Here is a 20533-nt window from a genome sequence, read left to right on the forward strand (position 1 = left end):
TTTCAGGCCGCTTCGTTCACCGCGCACCAAGAGCTTGTTGCCATTTCATTCCATTGCTTGAATGCAATGGCAAGAAACTCTGTGATTAGAAAAGGAGAGTACTGTGTCGCGTAGACGCGTCGTGGTCACCGGTATGGGTATGCTGTCGCCTCTGGGTACCGATGTACCGAGCACCTGGCAGGGCATTCTGGCTGGCCGCAGTGGCATTGGTCCGATCGAACACACGGACCTGTCTGCCTACTCCACCCGTTTTGGCGGCTCGGTGAAAGGCTTCGAGGTCGAGCAGTACCTGTCGGCCAAAGAGGCCCGCAAGCTCGACCTGTTCATTCAGTACGGCCTGGCGGCCGGTTTCCAGGCGGTGCGTAATGCCGGGCTGGAAGTCACCGACGCCAACCGCGAGCGGATCGGCGTGGCCATGGGCTCGGGCATCGGCGGCCTGACCAACATCGAAGAAACCAGCCGCACCCTGCACGATTCGGGGCCGCGGCGTATTTCGCCGTTCTTCGTGCCGGGCTCGATCATCAACATGATCTCCGGTTTCCTGTCGATCCACCTGGGGCTGCAAGGGCCGAACTTCGCCATCGCCACGGCCTGCACCACCGGCACCCACTGCATCGGCATGGCCGCGCGCAACATCGCCTACGGTGAAGCCGATGTGATGATCGCCGGTGGCGCCGAAATGGCTGCGTGCGGCCTGGGCATGGGCGGTTTCGGTGCCTCGCGCGCGCTGTCCACCCGCAACGACGAGCCAAGCCGGGCCAGCCGTCCGTGGGACAAGGGCCGTGACGGCTTCGTGTTGTCCGACGGCGCCGGTGCCCTGGTACTCGAAGAGCTGGAACACGCCAAGGCACGGGGTGCGACCATCTATGCCGAGCTGGTCGGCTTCGGCATGAGCGGCGATGCCTACCATATGACTTCGCCACCCGACAGCGGCGAAGGCGCTGCCCGCTGCATGGCCAATGCCCTGCGCGACGCCGGCATCCAGCCGGAAGAGGTCAGCTACATCAATGCCCACGGCACCTCGACCCCGGCCGGCGACATTGCCGAAGTCGCAGCGATCAAGCGCGTGTTCGGCGAGCATGCCTACAAGCTGGCGGTCAGCTCGACCAAGTCGATGACCGGCCACCTGCTGGGCGCTGCAGGCGCCGTGGAAGCGATCTTCAGCGTGCTGGCGATCAACAGCCAGATGGCCCCGCCCACCATCAACCTGGACGAGCCGGACGAAGGTTGCGACCTTGACTTCGTGCCGCACCAGGCACGCAGCATGCCGATCGATGTGGTGCTGTCCAACTCGTTCGGCTTTGGTGGCACCAACGGTTCGCTGGTGTTCCGCCGGTTCGCCGGTTGATGCAAAGCTGGCTCGACGGCCAGCCGGCGGCTGCAGTCAACCTGCAGAACCGCGGCCTGGCCTACGGCGATGGCCTGTTCGAGACCATCGCCGTGCGCGGTGGCCGGCCGCGCCTGCTGGACGCCCACCTCGCACGCCTGGCGCTTGGCTGCCAACGCCTGGCGATCAGCGCCGACCTGGCGCTGGTGCGCGACGAACTGCTGCGCTACGCCAGCCAGCTGGGTGATGGCGTCGCCAAACTCATCATCACCCGTGGCGACAGCCAGCGCGGCTATGCCCCACTGGCCGGTACTGTACCGCGGCGTATCCTGCAGGGCAGCCCGTTGCCCGGCTATCCTGACGGGCATGCCGAGCAGGGCGTGCGCCTGTTCCCCTGCCAGACCCGGCTCGGGGAACAACCTTTGCTGGCCGGCCTCAAACACCTCAACCGCCTCGAGCAGGTGCTGGCCCGTGCCGAATGGCAGGACAGCGAACATGCCGAGGGCCTGATGCGTGACGGCCAGGGCAGGGTGATCGAAGGGGTTTACAGCAATCTGTTCCTGGTGCGCGATGGCGTGCTGCTCACGGCTGATCTCAGCCGCTGTGGCGTCGCTGGCGTGATGCGCGCTGCGTTGCTGGAGCAGGCAGCGCTGCAGCGCATCCCGGTGCAGGTCTGTGACCTGCCGTACCAGGTGCTGGAGCAGGCCGATGAAGTATTTGTCTGCAACAGCGTCTACGGTGTCTGGCCTGTGCGTGGCATTGCCGCGCTAAACTGGTCGCCGGGCCCGCTCACCCGTAAACTGCAGGCCGTTGCCCGTACGTTACTGGAAACCTGAATTCGTGAGACGAAAACTCCTGCTGCTGCTGGAAATGGGTTTGATCCTTGCCGGCCTTGCCGTGGGCTGGTCGGCCTGGAAGGTCAACTCGGTCCTGCAGCAGCCCCTGCACGTGACAGAGGAACGCCTGCTCGACGTGCCCAATGGGACCAACCCCAATCGCATGTTCTATCGCATGCAGAGCGAAGGGCTGCTCGACGATGCCGTCTGGTTGCGCCTGTACTGGCGCTTCAACATGGCCGGCACCCCGCTGCACACCGGCGAGTATCGCCTGACCCCCGGCATGACCGTGGAACAGTTGTTCGATGCCTGGCGCCGCGGCGATGTGGTGCAGTACAACCTGACCCTGGTCGAAGGCTGGACGTTCCGCCAGGTGCGCTCGGCCGTGGCCAGGCATGAAAAGATCAAGCACACCCTGGACGGCCTGTCCGACTCGCAAGTGATGGATAAACTCGGCCATACCGGTGTGTTCCCCGAGGGGCGCTTCTTCCCGGACACCTACCGCTTCGTGCGCGGCATGACCGATGTCGAGCTGCTGCAACAGGCTTACATGCGCCTGGACGAAGTGCTGGCCAAGGAGTGGGCCGAGCGCAGCACCGACTTGCCCTACCGTGACCCGTACCAGGCGCTGATCATGGCCTCGCTGGTGGAAAAGGAAACCGGCATACCCCAGGAGCGCGGGCAGATCGCCGGCGTTTTCGTACGGCGCCTGCGCCTGGGCATGATGCTGCAGACCGACCCGACGGTCATCTATGGCATGGGTGAGCGCTATAACGGCAGGATCACCCGTGCCGACCTGCGCGAGCCGACGCCGTACAACACCTATACCATCACTGGCCTGCCGCCGACCCCCATCGCCATGGTCGGCCGCGAGGCGATTCACGCGGCGCTCAACCCGTCCGAGGGCACCAGCCTGTACTTCGTCGCCCGGGGCGACGGCAGCCATGTGTTTTCCGACGACCTCGACGACCACAACTCGGCGGTGCGTGAGTTTCAGCTCAAGCGCCGTGCGGACTATCGCTCCAGCCCTGCGCCGCAACCGCAGCCGGAGAGCGACGAGGCCGCAGCGCCGCAAGCGCCTGAGCCGACCGAGCCGGCCGAACAGCCAGCGCCCGAGCCGGACGCCCCTGCCGGCGGTGCGCAAGCGGCTGAACGGCCGACGCCTGACGAACAACATTAAGGACTGCCTGTGAGCGGCTTGTTTATTACGATGGAAGGCCCCGAAGGCGCGGGCAAGAGCACCAACCGCGACTACCTGGCCGCGCGCCTGCGCGAGCAGGGCCTGGATGTGGTGCTGAGCCGTGAGCCCGGCGGCACGCCGCTGGCCGAAAAGGTCCGTGAGCTGCTGTTGGCGCCCAGCGATGAAAGCATGGCGGCCGACACCGAGCTGCTGCTGGTGTTCGCGGCGCGTGCCCAGCACCTGGCGCAGGTGATTCGCCCGGCGCTGGCGCGCGGGGCCGTTGTCTTGTGTGACCGCTTTACCGATGCCACCTACGCCTACCAAGGCGGCGGTCGCGGGTTGCCGGTCGAGCGTATCGCCACCCTGGAGCAATTCGTCCAGGGCGACCTGCGCCCCGACCTGACCCTGGTCTTCGACCTGCCGGTGGAGGTGGGCCTGGCCCGTGCCGCGGCCCGCGGTCGTCTCGACCGGTTCGAGCAGGAAGGCCAGGCGTTCTTCGAAGCCGTGCGCCAGGCCTACCTGCAGCGCGCCGCGCGCGCGCCCCAGCGCTACCGCCTGCTCGACGCCGGCCAGCCGCTGGAGGCCGTGCAGCGCGCCATCGATGCGCTGCTGCCGGGCATCGTGGAGCGCTGCCGTGGCTGAGGCCTACCCTTGGCAGGAGGCCCTCTGGCAACAGCTCGCCGGCCGCAGCCAGCACGCCCACGCCTACCTGCTGCACGGGCCGCAGGGTATCGGCAAGCGCGCCCTGGCCGAGCGCCTGATGGCGCGCTTGCTGTGCCAGCAGCCCTTGGGGCTGGAGGCTTGCGGCGGGTGTAAATCCTGCCTGTTGCTCAAGGCCGGCAGCCATCCGGACAACTTCATCCTCGAACCCGAAGAAGCCGACAAGCCGATCAAGGTCGACCAGGTGCGCGAGCTGGTGGCCTTCGTGGTGCAGACCGCGCAACTGGGCGGGCGCAAGGTGGTGCTGATCGAGCCGGTGGAGGCGATGAACGTCAACGCCTCCAATGCCCTGCTCAAGAGCCTCGAAGAGCCCTCCGGCGATACCGTGCTGTTGCTGGTGAGCCACCAGCCCAGCCGCCTGCTGCCGACCATCAAGAGCCGTTGCCAGCAGGTAACCTGCCCGCAGCCCAGCCTGGCCCAGAGCCAGGCCTGGCTGGCCGGCGCGCTGCCCGACAGTGACGAGGCCGAGCGCGACGAGTTGCTGATTCTGGCGGCCGGTTCGCCTTTGCTGGCGGTCAGCTTGCAGCAGCAAGGCGTGCGCGAGCAGCGCGCGCTGGTCACCGACGGGGTGAAGAAGCTGCTCAAGCAGCAGCAGTCGCCCAGCCAGTTGGCCGACGCGTGGAACGGCGTACCGCTGTTGCTGCTGTTCGACTGGTTCTGCGACTGGGCGCACCTGATCCTGCGCTACCAGTTGACCCAGGACGAGGAGGGGCTAGGCTTGGCCGATATGCGCAAGGTGGTGCAGTACCTGGCGCAGAAGAGCCGCCAGGCCAAGGTCCTGGAGGTGCAGGCGTGGATCCTCGAACAACGCCAGAAAGTGTTGGGCAAGGCCAACCTCAATCGCGCCCTGCTGCTCGAATCGCTGCTGGCCCACTGGCTGCAATTGCCGGGTGCTCGCTGATTTTTCATTTTTTGTGTGCCGTTAACCATGCTCGTAGATTCCCATTGCCACCTCGACCGTCTTGACCTCAGTGCCTACCAGGGCTCCCTCGATGCAGCCCTGCAGGCGGCGCGCGAGCGCGGGGTCGGGCATTTCCTGTGTATCGGCGTGAGTGCCGAGAATGCCGGCGCGGTGAAGGCGCTGAGCGAGCAGTACGCCGATGTCGATTGCTCGGTGGGCGTGCACCCGCTGGACCTTGCGCCGGGCGAAACGCCGGCGCTGGAATGGCTGCTGCGCGAGCTGGCTCACCCGCATGTGGTGGCCATTGGTGAAACCGGGCTGGATTATCACTACGAGCCGGAGGCGGCCGAGCTGCAACAGGCTTCGTTCCGCCTGCACCTGGAAGCCTCGCGGCAGACGGGCAAGCCGGTGATCGTGCACACCCGCGCGGCGCGTGCCGATACCCTGGCGCTGCTGCGCGAAGCCAGCCTGCCGCAGGCGGGGGTGTTGCACTGCTTCACCGAAGACTGGGAAATGGCCAAGGCGGCGCTGGACCTGGGCTATTACATTTCGCTGTCCGGCATCGTTACCTTCCGCAATGCCGATGCGCTGCGTGAAGTGGCACGGCAGGTGCCGGTCGACCGCTTGCTGGTAGAAACCGATTCGCCGTACCTGGCGCCGATTCCGTACCGTGGCAAGCCGAATTTGCCACAGTACGTGCGTGAGGTGGCAGAGTATGTGGCTTCATTGCGCGGGGCCAGTTATGAGCAATTGGCCGAACAGACCACCGCCAACTTCAAGCGCTTGTTCCCGTTGGCGCGCGTGAGCTGAGCGCAGTTCAACCCAATCGCAAAGCCAAAATCGCTCTCTCTCGCTCTCGCTTTTGCTTCTAAGCGCGCGGTAGTTCAGGCGCCGCCGATTGCGACTTCAGGAGGCCGAGCGAAGGGGCTGCGGAGGGAGGTGACGGGCATGGATGCCCGTCAAGCGCTGAGGCCCCATGGATGGGGCCTACAGCGCGTACTCCCGGGAGCAGGCCCGTAGCGAGGGAACCCCGGAGCGAAGCGTAGGGGCCGGATGATGGGAGCGGACGGTTTTTGGTTCCTTTTTGCCACGACAAAAAGGGACCCGCCGTAAGGGCGGAAAGGTGACTTGCCGCCACCATCGCGAACGAATGCTTACCCGATGTAACCGCCCACATCCAAAAGCCCAAAAGCCCAAAAGCCCAGGAGAACAGCCCGTCACATAAACAAAAAAAAACCCGGGTTCTGGGGGGGGAATCCGGGTTAAGACCATTAGGAGTAAAACAAAGGTACGCGGTCCCTGAGCACCTTTATCGGCGCGCCACTTGGGGGGGATGCGCCGCGCCAACACTTCAAGTATTGGCCAGGTTTGGCGCCGTGCCAGTACCTATTGGTCGTTTTTTAAACAGATTTGGAATACGTCGGCGTTTCATTCCTTCCGCAGTGCATGGCTGTAAGCATCATGAAACACAGACTTGCGTGGATGATCCGTGCAATTTCCCGCAAGTTAGGCATAATAAACCGCTTCGATTGTCATCCCAGTCCTTCCTATGCAGAAAGAACCTCGTAAGGTCCGTGAGTTTCGCCGTCGCGAACAGGAAATCCTCGACACCGCGCTCAAGCTGTTTCTCGAACAGGGAGAGGACAGCGTCACCGTCGAGATGATCGCCGACGCCGTGGGCATCGGCAAAGGCACGATCTACAAGCACTTCAAGTCCAAGGCGGAAATCTACCTGCGCCTGATGCTCGACTACGAGCGGGACCTGAACGAGCTGTTGCACTCGGCCGACGTCGACCGCGACAAGGAAGCCCTGTCGCGCGCCTACTTCGAGTTCCGCATGCGCGACCCGCAGCGCTACCGGCTGTTCGACCGCCTGGAAGAAAAGGTGGTCAAAGGCAACCAGGTGCCGGAAATGGTCGAGCAGTTGCACAGCATCCGCGCCTCCAACTTCGACCGCCTGACCCAGCTGATCAAGGGCCGTATCAGCGAAGGCAAGCTCGAAGACGTGCCGCCGTACTTCCATTACTGCGCCGCCTGGGCACTGGTTCACGGTGCCGTGGCGCTGTATCACTCGCCGTTCTGGAGCAATGTGCTGGAGGACCAGGAAGGTTTCTTCCAGTTCCTGATGGACATCGGCGTGCGCATGGGCAACAAGCGCAAGCGCGATCCGGAACCCTCCAACTGAGCCAGCAAGCCAGGCGCTATGTCTATGGGCGCCTGGCTTGGCTAGGCAAAAGCACCCGCCACCGACATCGGCAACAGGCAGGGGGCTTGCAAAAACCTGATTTATGAGTCAGGTTTTGACAGCCCCATCATCCATGCCGGAGTCATTCATGATCGTCGATCGTCAAGGCAGGCGTTTTCGCAACCTGCGCGTCAGCCTGACGGCTGCCTGTAACTACGCCTGCACCTACTGCGTACCAGACGGCAAACGCCTGGTGGCGGCGCAGGATGAACTGTCGGCGGACGCTCTGGCGCATGGCGTGGCCTACCTCATCGAAGCCGCCGGCATCGAGCGCTTGCGCATCACCGGGGGTGAACCCTTGGTCAGTCCGCGCCTGGATGCCTTTCTGGCGGCTGTGGCCAAGCTCGACCTCGACGATATCTCGCTGACCACCAATGGCCAGCTGCTTGCGCGCAAGCTGCCGCAGTTACAGGCGGCGGGTATCCGCCGGTTGAACGTTTCCCTCGACAGCCTCGACCCTCAGGCCTTCCGCCGCATTGCCCGGGGCGGTGACCTGGCCAGCGTGCTGGCGGGCATGGAGCAGGCCAGCGCCATGGGCATGCAGATCAAGGTGAACATGGTGCCGATGCGCGGGCACAACCTCGACCAGGTGCTGCCGCTGCTGGACTACTGCCTTGCGCGCGGCTTCGAACTGCGCTTCATCGAGCTCATGCGCATGGGCCACCTGGCCCGTGACCACAACGCCTTCCTGCAGCAGTTCGTCGGCCTTGACCAGTTGCTTGCGCTGATCGGCGGCCGGCATGCCTATGCCCAGGTTGACGCGCCGCTGGATGCCACTGCCTTGCGCTATCAGATCCCGGGCAAAGGCCACTTCGGCGTGATCGCCAATGAAAGCGTACCGTTCTGTCGTACTTGCTCGCGGCTGCGGCTTTCCTCCACCGGCTGGCTGCATGGCTGCCTGTCATCGGGCAACCGTCATTACCTCGGCGACCTGCTGGAGAAACCGCGCCATCAGGCGCTGCCAGCCCTGCAGCGCTTGCTGGTCAAGGCCCTGGCCGACAAGCAGGACCTGGCGTTTTCCGGCGATGTGATGGTGATGAAGGTGATTGGCGGCTGAAGCTGGCGCAAAAGCTGCATCCGCCGGCTATTCGCCGGTTTTTCGTCGCCGGCCACTGGAGGAAAGATGCGTAGCCTGGTTTTGCTGCTGGCGCTGATGGCGCTGGGCGGCTGCATGAATGTCAGCGATATGGGCGAGGGCGTCCGCTACCACATGAGCGATGCCGGTCTGCTCGACCATAGCGATACCCGTCGCACCCTGTCGATCCGCCTGCAGCCCGATTCGTTCATATTCATCGGCCAGGGCGCGTTCGTGCCGCCAGGCAAAGGCCCGGTACCCCGGCAGAACGTGGTGGCCGAGCAGGCGTTCAAGAGCTTTGTCGAGTATTTCCCGCTGGTGCGTCGCGCCCAGGGCCCGCTGGGCCTGGAAGAGGCCATCGCCCAGGCGCGTTCGGTGGGGGCCGACTACGTGCTGTACACCCGCTTTGCGCGTACCAATGACCGGATCGGCAACGGCGACGAATGGTATGACGAACAGGCCGTCGATCGCCTGGGCTGGGACACTGGCGTGGTGCAGATGATGCTGATCGAGACCAGTACCCGCTACCTGATCGATACTGCACGGATCAAGAGCCGTGGCGGTTTGTTGACGTTCCACGACAACACCCCCGAGGATTTGCTTGCCGCGCCAATGCGCGAGTACGCTCGTAGCCTTCTGGGCATGAGTGAGTGAGGCAAGCGCGATGAGCGATTCGGCCAAGGCCAATGATCTTCTGGCGCAGATCCCCAAGGCCAAGGGCCTGCCGCCGGTGCATCTGTGGAACCCGGATTTCTGCGGCGACATCGACATGCGCATCGCCCGCGACGGCACCTGGTATTACCTGGGTACGCCGATCGGGCGCAAGCCGATGGTGCGGTTGTTTTCCAGCATCATCCGCCGCGACGGCGATGATTACTTCCTGATAACCCCGGTGGAGAAAGTCGGCATCCGTGTCGATGATGCGCCGTTCGTGGCCGTGGCGCTGGATGTGGACGGGGAGGGTGAGGATCAGGTGCTGCGCTTCACCAGCAATGTCGAGGACCAGGTCGAAGCCGGGCCGGCGAACCCGCTGCGCGTGCTCATCGACCCGGTCACACAGGCGCCATCGCCGTATGTGCTGATGCGCAGCAACCTTGAGGCGCTGATTCATCGCAACGTGTTCTACCAGTTGGTGGAGCTGGCGGTGCCGCGGGAAATCGAGGGGGAGGAGTGGCTTGGGGTTTGGAGCCAAGGTGAGTTCTACCCGATCGGGCGTAGTAGCTGAAATTGTCTCGCCAGTGCTGGCCTCTTCGCGGGTGAACCCGCTCCCACAGGGTTCTCCACAGGTTTCAACGGCTGCGCTGTTCCGTGTGGGAGCGGGCGAGCCCGCGAAGAGGCCGGAACAGGCAAAATCGGCGCCCTGCTTTTACCTCGAATTGGCCATTTGTCGCTGGCTTCCCAGGGCCTAACCTGCAGGCAGTCCTCCAGGAGAAGCCCATGAAACCCCTAGCCATCATCCTTTTCGCTTTGCTCGCCGCGCAAACCCCCGCCTGGGCGCACGGCGAGGTCGCCGACCAGGTCAAGGTCCTGCAGCAGCAACAACCCTCGAACGCCCCCGGCAAGAACGCCGTGATGCTCACCGTCAGCTACGCCCCTGGCCAGGCTTCGCCTGCGCATCAGCACCCAGGTGCAGTCATGGCCTACGTGCTGGAAGGGGCGGTGGTATCGAAGCTCAACGACGAACAGGAAAAGACCTACAAAGCCGGCGACTACTGGTACGAAGCGCCAGGCACCCTCCATAGCGTTTCGCGCAACGCCAGCAAGACCCGGCCTGCCCGTTTGCTGGTCTGGAGCCTGGTAGATGAAGGCAAGCCCGTGACCGAGCCGCTGAACAACTGATTTCGCGCCCAGACGAAAAAGCCCCCGGTTGCTTGCGCACCCGGGGGCTTTTTCAGTGTCTGGCTCCGCGACCTGGACTCGAACCAGGGACCCAATGATTAACAGTCATTTGCTCTACCGACTGAGCTATCGCGGAATCTGCGCACATCTTACTGATTGCCCGGGGGAAGTCAAGCTGCCCCCTGACAAATCAAGCAGTTACAACACTTCGACGATGGCCTTGGTGACCACGTGGATGTTGCTCTGGTTCAGCGCGGCAACTGCGATGCGGCCGGTGTCCAGGGCATAGATGCCGAAGTCGTTCTTCAGGCGGGCTACCTGTTCCACGGTCAGGCCCGAGTAGGAGAACATGCCGACCTGGCGGCCAACGAAGCTGAAGTCGCGGTTGGCGCCGTATTCGGCCAGCAGCGACACCATCTGCTTGCGCATGCCGTGAATACGCTCGCGCATTTCGGCCAGTTCGGTTTCCCACATCTGGCGCAGTTCGGCGCTGTTCAGCACGGTGGCAACGATGGTTGCGCCATGGGTCGGCGGGTTGGAGTAGGTGGTGCGGATCACCCGCTTGACCTGCGACAGTACGCGGGTGCTCTCGTCCTTGGACGCGGTGACGATCGACAGCGCGCCGACGCGCTCGCCGTACAGCGAGAACGACTTGGAGAACGAGCTGGAGACGAAGAACTCCAGGCCCGACTCGGCGAACAGGCGCACGGCGAAGGCGTCTTCGGCGATGCCATCACCGAAGCCCTGGTAGGCCATGTCGAGGAACGGCACGTGGCCCTTGGCCTTGACCACTTCCAGGACGTTTTTCCAGTCGTCCAGGGTCAGGTCGACGCCAGTCGGGTTGTGGCAGCAGGCGTGCAGGACCACGACCGAGCCGGACGGCAGGTTGTTCAGGTCTTCGAGCATGCCGGCGCGGTTGACGTCGTTGGTCGGTGCGTCGTAGTAGCGGTAGTTCTGCACCGGGAAGCCGGCCGATTCGAACAGCGCGCGGTGGTTTTCCCAGCTCGGGTCGCTGATGGCGACCACGGCGTTCGGCGAAATGCGCTTGAGGAAGTCGGCACCGATCTTCAGTGCGCCGGTACCGCCGACGGCCTGCACGGTCACCACGCGGCCAGCGGCCAGCAGCGGCGATTCGTTACCGAACAGCAGCTTTTGTACAGCCTGGTCGTAGGTGGCGATGCCATCGATCGGCAGGTAGCCGCGCGAGGCGTGCTGGGCGGCACGCTGGGTCTCGGCTTCGATCACGGCGCGCAGCAGCGGAATGCGGCCTTCCTCATTGCAGTACACGCCTACGCCCAGGTTGACCTTGTCGGTACGTGGGTCGGCGTTGAATGCTTCGTTGAGGCCCAGGATAGGGTCGCGGGGTGCCAGCTCGACAGCGGAAAACAGGCTCATTGTTACTTCGGCTCTGATTGGAGAGTGATAGGGCGTACACGCTCCAGCCGAATGCACTGAAGCGGTGCACAAACGGGGAGTCAGTATAGTGATACCGACCGGTCACGGCGACACTCCGACGCAGCTTTTCCGGCGTTTTGCGCAAATATTTTTCGACCATTGGTCTATTTGGCGGGTCCACCGTAACAAGCACTCACAGCTGTGCCTTGAAAGCGGTCCCCGGCGGGCGCATTTGGGTATAGACTACTGGCTAAATTTACAGTTGCTGCAGCATCGCGAGGTCCGTCATGTCCGAGTTCCAGCTCGTCACCCGTTTCCAGCCGGCCGGCGACCAGCCCGAGGCCATTCGCCAGATGGTCGAAGGTATCGAGGCAGGCTTGTCGCACCAGACGCTGCTCGGGGTGACCGGTTCGGGCAAGACCTTCAGCATCGCCAACGTCATCCAGCAGGTGCAGCGCCCGACCCTGGTGCTGGCACCGAACAAGACCCTGGCTGCGCAACTGTATGGCGAATTCAAGGCATTTTTCCCCAATAACGCGGTGGAGTATTTCGTTTCCTACTACGACTACTACCAGCCCGAAGCCTACGTGCCGTCGTCCGACACCTTCATCGAGAAGGACGCCTCGATCAACGACCACATCGAGCAGATGCGCCTGTCGGCGACCAAGGCACTGCTGGAGCGACGCGACGCGATCATCGTCACCACCGTGTCGTGCATCTACGGCCTGGGCAGCCCGGAAACCTACCTGAAAATGGTCCTGCATGTGGACCGCGGCGACAAGCTCGACCAGCGCGCGCTGCTGCGACGCCTGGCCGACCTGCAATACACCCGCAACGAAATGGACTTCGCCCGCGCCACCTTCCGTGTCCGTGGCGATGTGGTCGATATCTTCCCGGCCGAATCGGACCTGGAAGCCATCCGCATCGAGCTGTTCGATGACGAGGTGGAGAACATCGCCGCCTTCGACCCGTTGACCGGCGAGGTCTTCCGCAAGCTGCCGCGTTTCACCTTCTACCCCAAGAGCCACTACGTGACCCCGCGGGAAACCCTGCTGGATGCGGTCGAGGGCATCAAGGAAGAACTCAAGGACCGCCTCGAATACCTGCACAAGGCTAACAAGCTGGTCGAAGCCCAGCGCCTGGAGCAGCGTACCCGTTTCGACCTGGAGATGATCCTCGAGCTGGGCTACTGCAACGGCATCGAAAACTACTCGCGCTACCTGTCCGGGCGCCCGGCCGGGGCGCCGCCGCCCACCCTGTACGACTACCTGCCGGCCGATGCGCTGCTGGTGATCGATGAGTCGCATGTCAGCGTGCCGCAGGTGGGCGCCATGTACAAGGGCGACCGTTCGCGCAAGGAAACCCTGGTCGAATACGGCTTCCGCCTGCCCTCGGCGCTGGACAACCGGCCCATGCGCTTTGACGAATGGGAGGCGGTCAGCCCGCAGACCATCTTCGTCTCCGCCACGCCGGGCACCTACGAGGCCGAACACGCCGGGCGCGTGGTGGAGCAGGTGGTGCGCCCGACCGGCCTGGTCGATCCGCAGGTAGAAGTGCGCCCGGCCCTGACCCAGGTCGACGACCTGCTGTCGGAAATCCGCAAGCGCGTGGCCCAGGGCGAGCGGGTGCTGGCGACCACACTGACCAAGCGCATGGCCGAAGACCTCACCGACTACCTGGCCGACCACGATGTGCGGGTGCGCTACCTGCACTCGGATATCGATACCGTCGAGCGGGTGGAGATCATCCGCGACCTGCGTCTGGGCACTTTCGATGTGCTGGTGGGGATCAACCTGCTGCGTGAGGGCCTGGACATGCCCGAGGTGTCGCTGGTGGCGATCCTCGATGCCGACAAGGAAGGCTTCCTGCGCTCCGAGCGCTCACTGATCCAGACCATCGGCCGCGCCGCGCGTAACCTCAATGGCCGGGCCATCCTCTACGCCGACAACATCACCGGCTCCATGCAGCGTGCCATCGACGAAACCGAGCGCCGCCGCGAGAAGCAGATCGCCTTCAACCTGGCCCATGGCATCGTGCCCAAGGGCGTGGTCAAGGACATCACCGACATCATGGAAGGCGCCACCGTGCCCGGTTCGCGCAGCAAGAAGCGCAAGGGCATGGCCAAGGCGGCAGAGGAGAGCGCCCGCTACGAGGCCGAGCTGCGCACGCCGGGCGAGATCACCAAGCGCATCAAGCAGCTGGAAGAGAAAATGATGCAATTCGCCCGCGACCTGGAGTTCGAGGCGGCGGCGCAGTTGCGTGACGAAATCGCCCAGCTGCGGGAGCGGTTGATTACCAGCTGATTTTCATATTGCTTGTGCCGGCCTCTTCGCGGGTAAACCCGCTCCCACAGGTACAGCGCAGGTCCTGAAACCAGTGTAAAACCCTGTGGGAGCGGTTTTACCCGCGAAGAGGCCGGCACAGACAATACCTAACTCAATGGGCTTCCCCAGCCTTCAACCCTTCCGGCAACCTGCGCGTCAGCAACACCGCCACCATGCTCACCGCCAAACCGATCCCGACAAAGTGGAAGGCATCGTTGTAAGCCATGATCAGCGCCTGCTGGTGGGTAATCTCGCTCAGCTTGCCCAGCGCCGCATTGTCGTTCCCCAGCCGCTCCGCCAGTTGCGAAAGCCGCTCCGCCACCTGCGGGTTGCTCGGCACCACCGACTCCCGCAGATAATCGAAATATACCTTGGTCCGCGCATCCAGCAGCGTGGCCAGCAAGGCAATGCCGATGGCTCCGCCCAGATTGCGCAGGATATTGAACAGGCTGGACGCCGACCCTGCATCCTGTGGCTGTATGTACGCCGTGGCGATCAGCGAGATGGTCACCATGATCATCGGCTGGCCGAGGGCGCGAATGATCTGGATATGGTTGAACTGCGGCCCGGCAAAATCCGGGTTAAGCGCCCCGGAGCCGAAACTGGCCACGCCGAACAGGCAGAACCCCAAGGCGCACAGCACCTTGGGCGAGACCACTTTCATCAGTTGCGGCACCAGCGGTATCAGAAACAGCTGCGGAATACCCATCCACATGATCACCTCGCCAATCTGCAAGGCGTTGTAGCCCTGCACCTGCGCCAGATACAGCGGCAACAGGTAGATCGACCCGTACAACCCTACGCCCATACCCAGGCTGGCGATGCTCGACAGGCCGAAATTGCGGTTGCCGAGGATGCGCAGGTTGATCAGTGGCTGGGGCCTGGAGAACTGCAGGATGACGAAGGTGATCAGGCTGAGCAGGGCAACGGTGCCCAGGCCGACGATCAGTTGCGATTCCAGCCAGTCCTTGCGGTGGCCTTCCTCGAGGAACACCTGCAGGCAGCCCAGGCCCAGGCCCAGGGTGACGATACCGGCATAATCGGTGCTTTGCAGCAGCTCCCAGTGCGCGTCCTTCTTCTCCAGCCCGTACAGCAGGCCGGCGATCATCACCAGGCCCGGCGGGATGTTGATGTAGAAGATGTATTCCCAGCCCCAGTTCTCGGTCAGCCAGCCACCCAGGGCAGGGCCGATGGAGGGCGCGAATGTGGCAGTCATGGCAAACATGGCCATGCCCTTGGCGCGGTGATGCTCGGGCAACTTGATCAATGTCAGGGTGAAGGCCAGCGGGATCAGCGCGCCGCCGGTAAAACCCTGCACGGCCCGGAACAGGATCATGCTTTCCAGGTTCCAGGCCATCGAGCACAGCAGCGACGACAGCAGGAAGCCCCCGGACACCCACACCGCCAGGCGCCGCGCCGACAGCAGCTGCACCAGCCAGGCGGTGAGCGGGATCATGATGATTTCCGCCACCAGGTACGAGGTGGAAATCCATGAGCCTTCCTCCAGGGTCGCCGACAGCGCGCCCTGGATGTCCTTCAGCGACGAGTTGGTGATCTGGATGTCCAGCACCGCCATGAAGGCGCCGAGCATCACGCTCATCACCGCGATCCAGTCGCGCCGGGTCGGCTCCGCGGTGGGCCTGAGCAGCGCGTCACCGGCCATCGCGGCCCTGGCCCTCGCTGCGCAGGTCGACGGTGGCGGTCACCGACATGCCGGGGCGGATGCGCCCGTGCAGTGGGTTGTCGGCACGCAAGGTCAGCTTGACCGGGATGCGCTGCACCACCTTGGTGAAGTTGCCGGTGGCATTGTCGGGCGGCAGCAGGCTGAACTGCGCCCCCGAGGCGGCGAACAGGCTGTCGACCCGGCCTTCGATTGGCGTGTCGGGGTAACTGTCGAACCGCAGCTCGGCACGCTGGCCGGGCTGCATGCGGCCGATTTGGGTTTCCTTGAAGTTGGCCTGCACCCAAAGGTCTTCGTCCGGCACGATCGACAGCAGGTAGGCGCCAGCCTGCACGATCTGGCCATTGCGCGCGTTGCGCTGGCCGATGGTGCCGCTGATCGGCGCGCGGATCTCGCAGCGGGTCAGGTTCAGTTCGGCCTGGGCCAGGTCGGCGCGGGCGTTGCTGATTTGCGCGTCGAGGCGCTTGAGTTCGGCAGCCAGGGCGTTGACCTGCTGGCGCTGGCTTTGCAGGTCGGCCCGGGCCTTGTCGACCTGCGAGCCGGCGACATGGCTGTCCGCCGACAGGGTAGTGACGCGTTCCTCCGAAACGAAACCTGGCTTGCGCAGCTTCTCGGCACGGCTCAGGTCCAGGCGTGAGCGGTCGAAGGTGGCCTGGTTGGCCGCCACCTGGGCCTGACCGGCGGCGATCAGGCTGGCTTGCTGGGTCAGGCGGCTTTGCGCCTGCAGCTGTTCGGCTTCGCGGCTGGCCAGGGCGGCGCGGGCGCGTTGCACGGCCAGCTCGAAGTCGGCGACCTCCAGGCGCACCAGCAAGTCGCCTTGTTTGACGTGCTGGTTGTCCTCGACCCGGACCTCGTCGATACGCGCGCTCAGCTGGCTGGAAATGCGCGTGATCTCGCCCTGCACGTAGGCATTGTCGGTGCTCTCGTAGAAGCGGCCCTTGAAGTACCAGTGGCCCAGGAAGGCGAGGGCAATGATGGCAACCAGGGTAAAGAACACCAGCAGGCGGCGTTTGAGTTGGGCAGGCATGGGGGCTATCGTTCGAGAAATGTAAATAAATTTAACAGCGGCACAGGGCCGGACGACAAGTGACGTTCGCGCCATTGCTGGAGCCCGGTGCCCGCCTCCTGCTAACATCCCGCCTTTGTTTCATCTTTCGTTCGAGACCCTCCATGACCACCGTACGCACGCGTATCGCGCCATCGCCGACCGGCGACCCCCATGTCGGCACCGCCTACATCGCCCTGTTCAACTACTGCTTTGCCAAGCAGCACGGCGGTGAGTTCATCCTGCGCATCGAAGACACCGACCAGCTGCGCTCCACGCGCGAGTCGGAACAGCAGATCTTCGACGCCCTGCGCTGGCTCGGCATCGAATGGAACGAAGGCCCGGACGTCGGCGGCCCGCATGGCCCGTACCGGCAGAGCGAGCGTGGCGAAATCTACGCCAGGTACGCCAAGCAGCTGGTCGACGCCGGCCACGCGTTCTATTGCTTCTGCACCGCCGAAGAGCTGGAGCAGATGCGCGCCGAGCAGCAGGCCCGTGGCGAGACTCCACGCTACGACGGCCGTGCGCTGCTGCTGAGCGCCGAGGAAGTGCAGCGCCGCCTGGACGCCGGCGAGCCGCACGTGATCCGCATGAAAGTGCCGAGCGAAGGCGTGTGCGTGGTGCCGGACATGCTGCGTGGCGATGTCGAGATCCCGTGGGACCGCATGGACATGCAGGTGCTGATGAAGAACGACGGCCTGCCGACGTACTTCCTGGCCAACGTCGTCGACGACCACCTGATGGGCATCACCCACGTGCTGCGCGGCGAAGAGTGGCTGCCGTCGGCGCCCAAGCTGATCAAGCTGTACGAGTACTTCGGCTGGGAACAGCCCAAGCTGTGCTACATGCCGCTGCTGCGCAACCCGGACAAGTCCAAGCTGTCCAAGCGCAAGAACCCGACCTCGGTGACCTTCTACGAGCGCATGGGCTTCATGCCCGAAGCGATGCTCAACTACCTGGGCCGCATGGGCTGGTCGATGCCGGACGAGCGCGAGAAGTTCTCGCTGGCCGAGATGGTCGAGCACTTCGACCTGTCGCGTGTCTCGCTGGGCGGGCCGATCTTCGACATCGAGAAGTTGTCTTGGCTGAACGGCCAGTGGCTGCGCGAGCTGCCGGTCGAAGAGTTCGCCGCGCGCCTGCAGAAGTGGGCGTTCAACAGCGACTACATGATGAAGATTGCCCCGCATGTGCAGGGCCGGGTGGAAACCTTCAGCCAGGTCGCCCCGCTGGGTGGGTTCTTCTTCGAAGGCGCGCTGAAGCTGGACGCCCGGCTGTTCGAAAGCAAAAAGCTCTCGGCTGACCAGGTGCGTCAGGTGATCCAGCTGATCCTGTGGAAGCTCGAAAGCCTGCGTCAGTGGGAAAAAGAGCGCATTACCGGCTGCATCCAGGCCGTGGTCGAGGCGCTGGAGCTGAAACTGCGTGACGCCATGCCGCTGATGTTCGCGGCCATCACTGGCCAGGCCAGCTCGGTGTCGGTGCTCGACGCCATGGAAATCCTCGGCCCGGACCTGACCCGCTACCGCCTGCGCCAGGCCCTGGACCTGCTGGGTGGGGTGTCGAAGAAAGAAAACAAAGAGTGGGAAAAGCTGCTGGCTTCGATAGCCTGATTCAGCTTTACACCTAACCTGTGGGAGCGGGCGTGCCCGCGAATGCGATGGTAGATCAGACACCGCTTTCGCGGGCACGCCCGCCCCCACAGGTCCAGCTGAACCCTGAAAAACCGGGGCAGGGCGGTAAGTGATTGTTATCTGTGAAAAAATTTTTGATTATTTTGAAAAATTCGTTTGACAGCCCTGCAATCCGATCTTAATATGCGCCCCGTCCACAGCGATGAACGAAAATGAAACGCCAGGCACCCAGCCAGCGATTCGGTTCAGCGCGACATTGTGGGGCTATAGCTCAGCTGGGAGAGCGCCTGCATGGCATGCAGGAGGTCAGCGGTTCGATCCCGCTTAGCTCCACCAATTTGCCGCGGTTCGCGCAAGCGGATCGGCACGAAGGTTACGTCCCCTTCGTCTAGTGGCCTAGGACACCGCCCTTTCACGGCGGTAACAGGGGTTCGAGTCCCCTAGGGGACGCCACTTTTCCTGCGTTTTGCAGGGCTTTAAAGGCTCGTCGATTACTGATGAGCCTTTTGTTTCGGGGCTATAGCTCAGCTGGGAGAGCGCCTGCATGGCATGCAGGAGGTCAGCGGTTCGATCCCGCTTAGCTCCACCATTTTTGCCGCGGTTCGCGCAAGCGGATCGGCACGAAGGTTACGTCCCCTTCGTCTAGTGGCCTAGGACACCGCCCTTTCACGGCGGTAACAGGGGTTCGAGTCCCCTAGGGGACGCCACGTTTACCCGCGTTTTGCGGGACTTTCAAGGCTCATTCGATTATTGAATGGGCCTTTTGTTTTTTCTCCATTCCCAAAATTCCAGACCGACAGCCGGCTGCAAATTCTGCTTGCGAAAAAATATGATGAGAATAATATTTCGATCATCATATTCCTCGGCGAGTGCCCTGATGAGCGACAAGAAGAGCAGAACCCGCGAACGCATTCTCGAGGCGGCGCGCAGTGCGCTGATCCAGCACGGTCCGGCCGAACCCAGCGTCAGCCAGGTCATGGGCGCGGCGGGGCTGACCGTCGGCGGTTTCTATGCCCACTTCGACAGCAAGGACGAGTTGATGCTCGAGGCGTTTCGCCAGTTGTTGGGCGAGCGTCGCGCCTTGCTCGCGCAGATCGACCCCAACCTCGACGGCGCCGGGCGCCGGGCCCTGGCCAGTGCCTTCTACCTGTCGCGCAAGCACCGGGATGCCGAAGTGCACGCCTGCCCGCTGCCCAATTCGCTGGGCGAAATGCAGCGCCTGCCGGAGGCCTTTCGCGAGGTGCTGGCCGAACACATCGAGCTGATGGCGGCGGCGATGGTCGACCGCCCCGAGGACGCCGACAAGGCGCTGGCCGACCTGGCCCTGATGGTCGGTGGCCTGGCCCTGGCCCGGGCCTTGGGTACCAGTGACCTGTCTGACCGTATTCTGCGTGCCGCCAAATCGGCGGTGCTTTGAACCCTGGAGCATGGCGATGACTACCCTGAGCTGGATTCGTGGTGTCAATGGCACCTTGGGCCGCCTGGCCCCCGAGCATGTCGCGGGCAAGATGCGCCGTGCCTTCATGACCCCGCGCAACCTGCCGCCGCGCGACTGGGAGCTGCCCGTGCTGGCCAGTGCCGAACGCATCACCCTGCGCTTCGGCTTGTCGGCCTTGCGCTGGGGCAAGGGGCCGACGGTGCTGCTGATGCACGGCTGGGAAGGCCGGCCAACCCAGTTTGCCGCGTTGATCGAGACCTTGGTCCAGGCCGGGCACACCGTGGTGGCGCTGGAAGGGCCGGGGCATGGCCGTTCGCCGGGCGAGCAGGCGCATGTGGTGCTGTTCGCCCGGGCGCTGCTGGAAGCTGCCGCCGAATTGCCGCCGCTGCGCGCCGTGATTGGGCACTCCATGGGCGGCGCCAGTGTGTTGCTGGCCTTGCAGATGGGCTTGCGCACACAAGCGGCGGTAAGCATCGCGGCTCCGGCGCGGCTGCTGGGGGTGTTGCGCGGCTTTGCCCAGCGCCTGGGCTTGCCGGCGCGGGCGCGGGCGGCGTTCATTCGCCAGGTAGAGCGCGATGTCGGCATGCAGATTGCGCGGCTGGATGTGAGTGGTTACCAGCTGGAGCTGCCGGGGCTGGTGGTGCATGCGGCCGATGACGGCCTGGTGCCCGCTGATGAAGCGCGCGTCATTCACAAGGCCTGGTTCGACAGCCGGCTGCTGTTGCTGGAGGAGGGCGGCCACCAGCGGGTGCTGGCCGACCCGCAGCTGAGCGAGGCGGTGCTCGAGTTGCTGGCCCGGGCGGCTGCGCCGGTGCGGCAAAGCGCCTAGTTGAAAACCGGGCACGGAAGGGCTGGACATTATCCGCCAGGTCACTGCTAAATCCACTTTTGTGCCAAGG

18 protein-coding genes and 5 tRNA genes are annotated in these 20533 nt (G+C 63.9%); 19 read left to right on the top strand and 4 right to left on the bottom strand.

Going from position 1 to position 20533, the window contains the following annotated elements:
- Positions 1 to 103: 103 nt before the first annotated feature.
- From fabF to C6A77_RS16045, 11 genes are all read left to right on the top strand, one after another.
- Entirely contained in the window at positions 104 to 1348 is a 1245-nt protein-coding gene (fabF, locus tag C6A77_RS15995) for a beta-ketoacyl-ACP synthase II (RefSeq protein ID WP_114170342.1), read from the top strand.
- Positions 1348 to 2163, top strand: a complete 816-nt coding sequence (gene pabC, locus C6A77_RS16000) for an aminodeoxychorismate lyase (RefSeq protein WP_114170343.1) — start codon at positions 1348 to 1350, stop codon at positions 2161 to 2163. The genes fabF and pabC overlap by 1 nt, the downstream gene beginning before the upstream one ends.
- Before the next feature lie 4 nt (positions 2164 to 2167).
- Positions 2168 to 3343, top strand: coding sequence for an endolytic transglycosylase MltG (mltG, locus tag C6A77_RS16005; RefSeq protein ID WP_114170344.1), 1176 nt, complete (start codon positions 2168 to 2170; stop codon positions 3341 to 3343).
- Between the two features lie 9 nt (positions 3344 to 3352).
- Positions 3353 to 3985, top strand: a complete 633-nt coding sequence (tmk, locus tag C6A77_RS16010) for a dTMP kinase (protein ID WP_114170345.1) — start codon at positions 3353 to 3355, stop codon at positions 3983 to 3985.
- Entirely contained in the window at positions 3978 to 4964 is a 987-nt protein-coding gene (locus C6A77_RS16015) for a DNA polymerase III subunit delta' (protein ID WP_114170346.1), read from the top strand. Before tmk ends, C6A77_RS16015 begins: the two co-directional genes overlap by 8 nt.
- Positions 4965 to 4991: 27 nt before the next feature.
- On the top strand, positions 4992 to 5774 hold the full coding sequence (locus C6A77_RS16020) for a TatD family hydrolase (protein ID WP_114170347.1): 783 nt from the start codon (positions 4992 to 4994) through the stop codon (positions 5772 to 5774).
- A gap of 739 nt (positions 5775 to 6513) precedes the next feature.
- The gene (locus C6A77_RS16025; protein ID WP_003247170.1) at positions 6514 to 7149 is read left to right on the top strand and encodes a TetR/AcrR family transcriptional regulator; all 636 of its coding nucleotides are present in this window, start codon (positions 6514 to 6516) and stop codon (positions 7147 to 7149) included.
- 148 nt (positions 7150 to 7297) lie between these two features.
- Positions 7298 to 8266 carry a radical SAM protein gene (locus tag C6A77_RS16030; RefSeq protein ID WP_114170348.1) on the top strand — a complete coding sequence of 323 codons (969 nt, stop codon included), beginning with the start codon at positions 7298 to 7300 and terminating at the stop codon, positions 8264 to 8266.
- 66 nt (positions 8267 to 8332) lie between these two features.
- On the top strand, positions 8333 to 8938 hold the full coding sequence (locus tag C6A77_RS16035) for a DUF4823 domain-containing protein (RefSeq protein ID WP_114170349.1): 606 nt from the start codon (positions 8333 to 8335) through the stop codon (positions 8936 to 8938).
- 10 nt (positions 8939 to 8948) lie between these two features.
- Positions 8949 to 9509 (top strand): DUF1285 domain-containing protein, encoded by a 561-nt coding sequence (locus tag C6A77_RS16040; protein ID WP_114170350.1) that lies wholly within the window; start codon positions 8949 to 8951, stop codon positions 9507 to 9509.
- A 212-nt stretch (positions 9510 to 9721) separates the two neighbouring features.
- Positions 9722 to 10123, top strand: coding sequence for a cupin domain-containing protein (locus C6A77_RS16045; protein ID WP_114170351.1), 402 nt, complete (start codon positions 9722 to 9724; stop codon positions 10121 to 10123).
- Between the two features lie 60 nt (positions 10124 to 10183).
- Here C6A77_RS16045 and C6A77_RS16050 read toward each other — a convergent pair.
- Together C6A77_RS16050 and C6A77_RS16055 are read right to left on the bottom strand one after the other, a co-directional pair.
- Positions 10184 to 10259 (bottom strand) — tRNA-Asn (locus tag C6A77_RS16050).
- Positions 10260 to 10321: 62 nt separating this feature from the next.
- On the bottom strand, positions 10322 to 11518 hold the full coding sequence (locus C6A77_RS16055) for an amino acid aminotransferase (RefSeq protein WP_114170352.1): 1197 nt from the start codon (positions 11516 to 11518) through the stop codon (positions 10322 to 10324).
- Between the two features lie 287 nt (positions 11519 to 11805).
- On the opposite strand from C6A77_RS16055, the gene uvrB reads away from it, so the two are divergent.
- Entirely contained in the window at positions 11806 to 13821 is a 2016-nt protein-coding gene (gene uvrB, locus C6A77_RS16060) for an excinuclease ABC subunit UvrB (RefSeq protein ID WP_114170353.1), read from the top strand.
- Between the two features lie 133 nt (positions 13822 to 13954).
- On the opposite strand, the gene C6A77_RS16070 is transcribed toward uvrB, so the two are convergent.
- Positions 13955 to 15445, bottom strand: a complete 1491-nt coding sequence (locus C6A77_RS16070; RefSeq protein WP_178082388.1) for an MDR family MFS transporter — start codon at positions 15443 to 15445, stop codon at positions 13955 to 13957.
- Between the two features lie 49 nt (positions 15446 to 15494).
- The gene (locus C6A77_RS16075) at positions 15495 to 16550 is read right to left on the bottom strand and encodes an HlyD family secretion protein (protein ID WP_114170355.1); all 1056 of its coding nucleotides are present in this window, start codon (positions 16548 to 16550) and stop codon (positions 15495 to 15497) included.
- 143 nt (positions 16551 to 16693) lie between these two features.
- Here C6A77_RS16075 and gltX point away from each other — a divergent pair, with 143 nt between their 5' ends.
- From gltX to C6A77_RS16110, 7 genes are all read left to right on the top strand, one after another.
- Entirely contained in the window at positions 16694 to 18175 is a 1482-nt protein-coding gene (gene gltX / locus C6A77_RS16080; RefSeq protein ID WP_114170356.1) for a glutamate--tRNA ligase, read from the top strand.
- A 281-nt stretch (positions 18176 to 18456) separates the two neighbouring features.
- Positions 18457 to 18532: transfer RNA gene (locus C6A77_RS16085), tRNA-Ala, on the top strand.
- A 41-nt stretch (positions 18533 to 18573) separates the two neighbouring features.
- Positions 18574 to 18649, top strand: a tRNA-Glu gene (locus C6A77_RS16090).
- A gap of 60 nt (positions 18650 to 18709) precedes the next feature.
- Positions 18710 to 18785: transfer RNA gene (locus C6A77_RS16095), tRNA-Ala, on the top strand.
- A 42-nt stretch (positions 18786 to 18827) separates the two neighbouring features.
- Positions 18828 to 18903: transfer RNA gene (locus C6A77_RS16100), tRNA-Glu, on the top strand.
- Between the two features lie 170 nt (positions 18904 to 19073).
- Positions 19074 to 19613 (top strand): TetR/AcrR family transcriptional regulator, encoded by a 540-nt coding sequence (locus C6A77_RS16105; protein WP_114170357.1) that lies wholly within the window; start codon positions 19074 to 19076, stop codon positions 19611 to 19613.
- Positions 19614 to 19629: 16 nt separating this feature from the next.
- Positions 19630 to 20463, top strand: coding sequence for an alpha/beta fold hydrolase (locus C6A77_RS16110; protein ID WP_114170358.1), 834 nt, complete (start codon positions 19630 to 19632; stop codon positions 20461 to 20463).
- Positions 20464 to 20533: the final 70 nt, after the last annotated feature.

The sequence above is a fragment of the Pseudomonas sp. AFG_SD02_1510_Pfu_092 genome (genome assembly GCF_003331055.1).
Lineage (GTDB): Bacteria > Pseudomonadota > Gammaproteobacteria > Pseudomonadales > Pseudomonadaceae > Aquipseudomonas.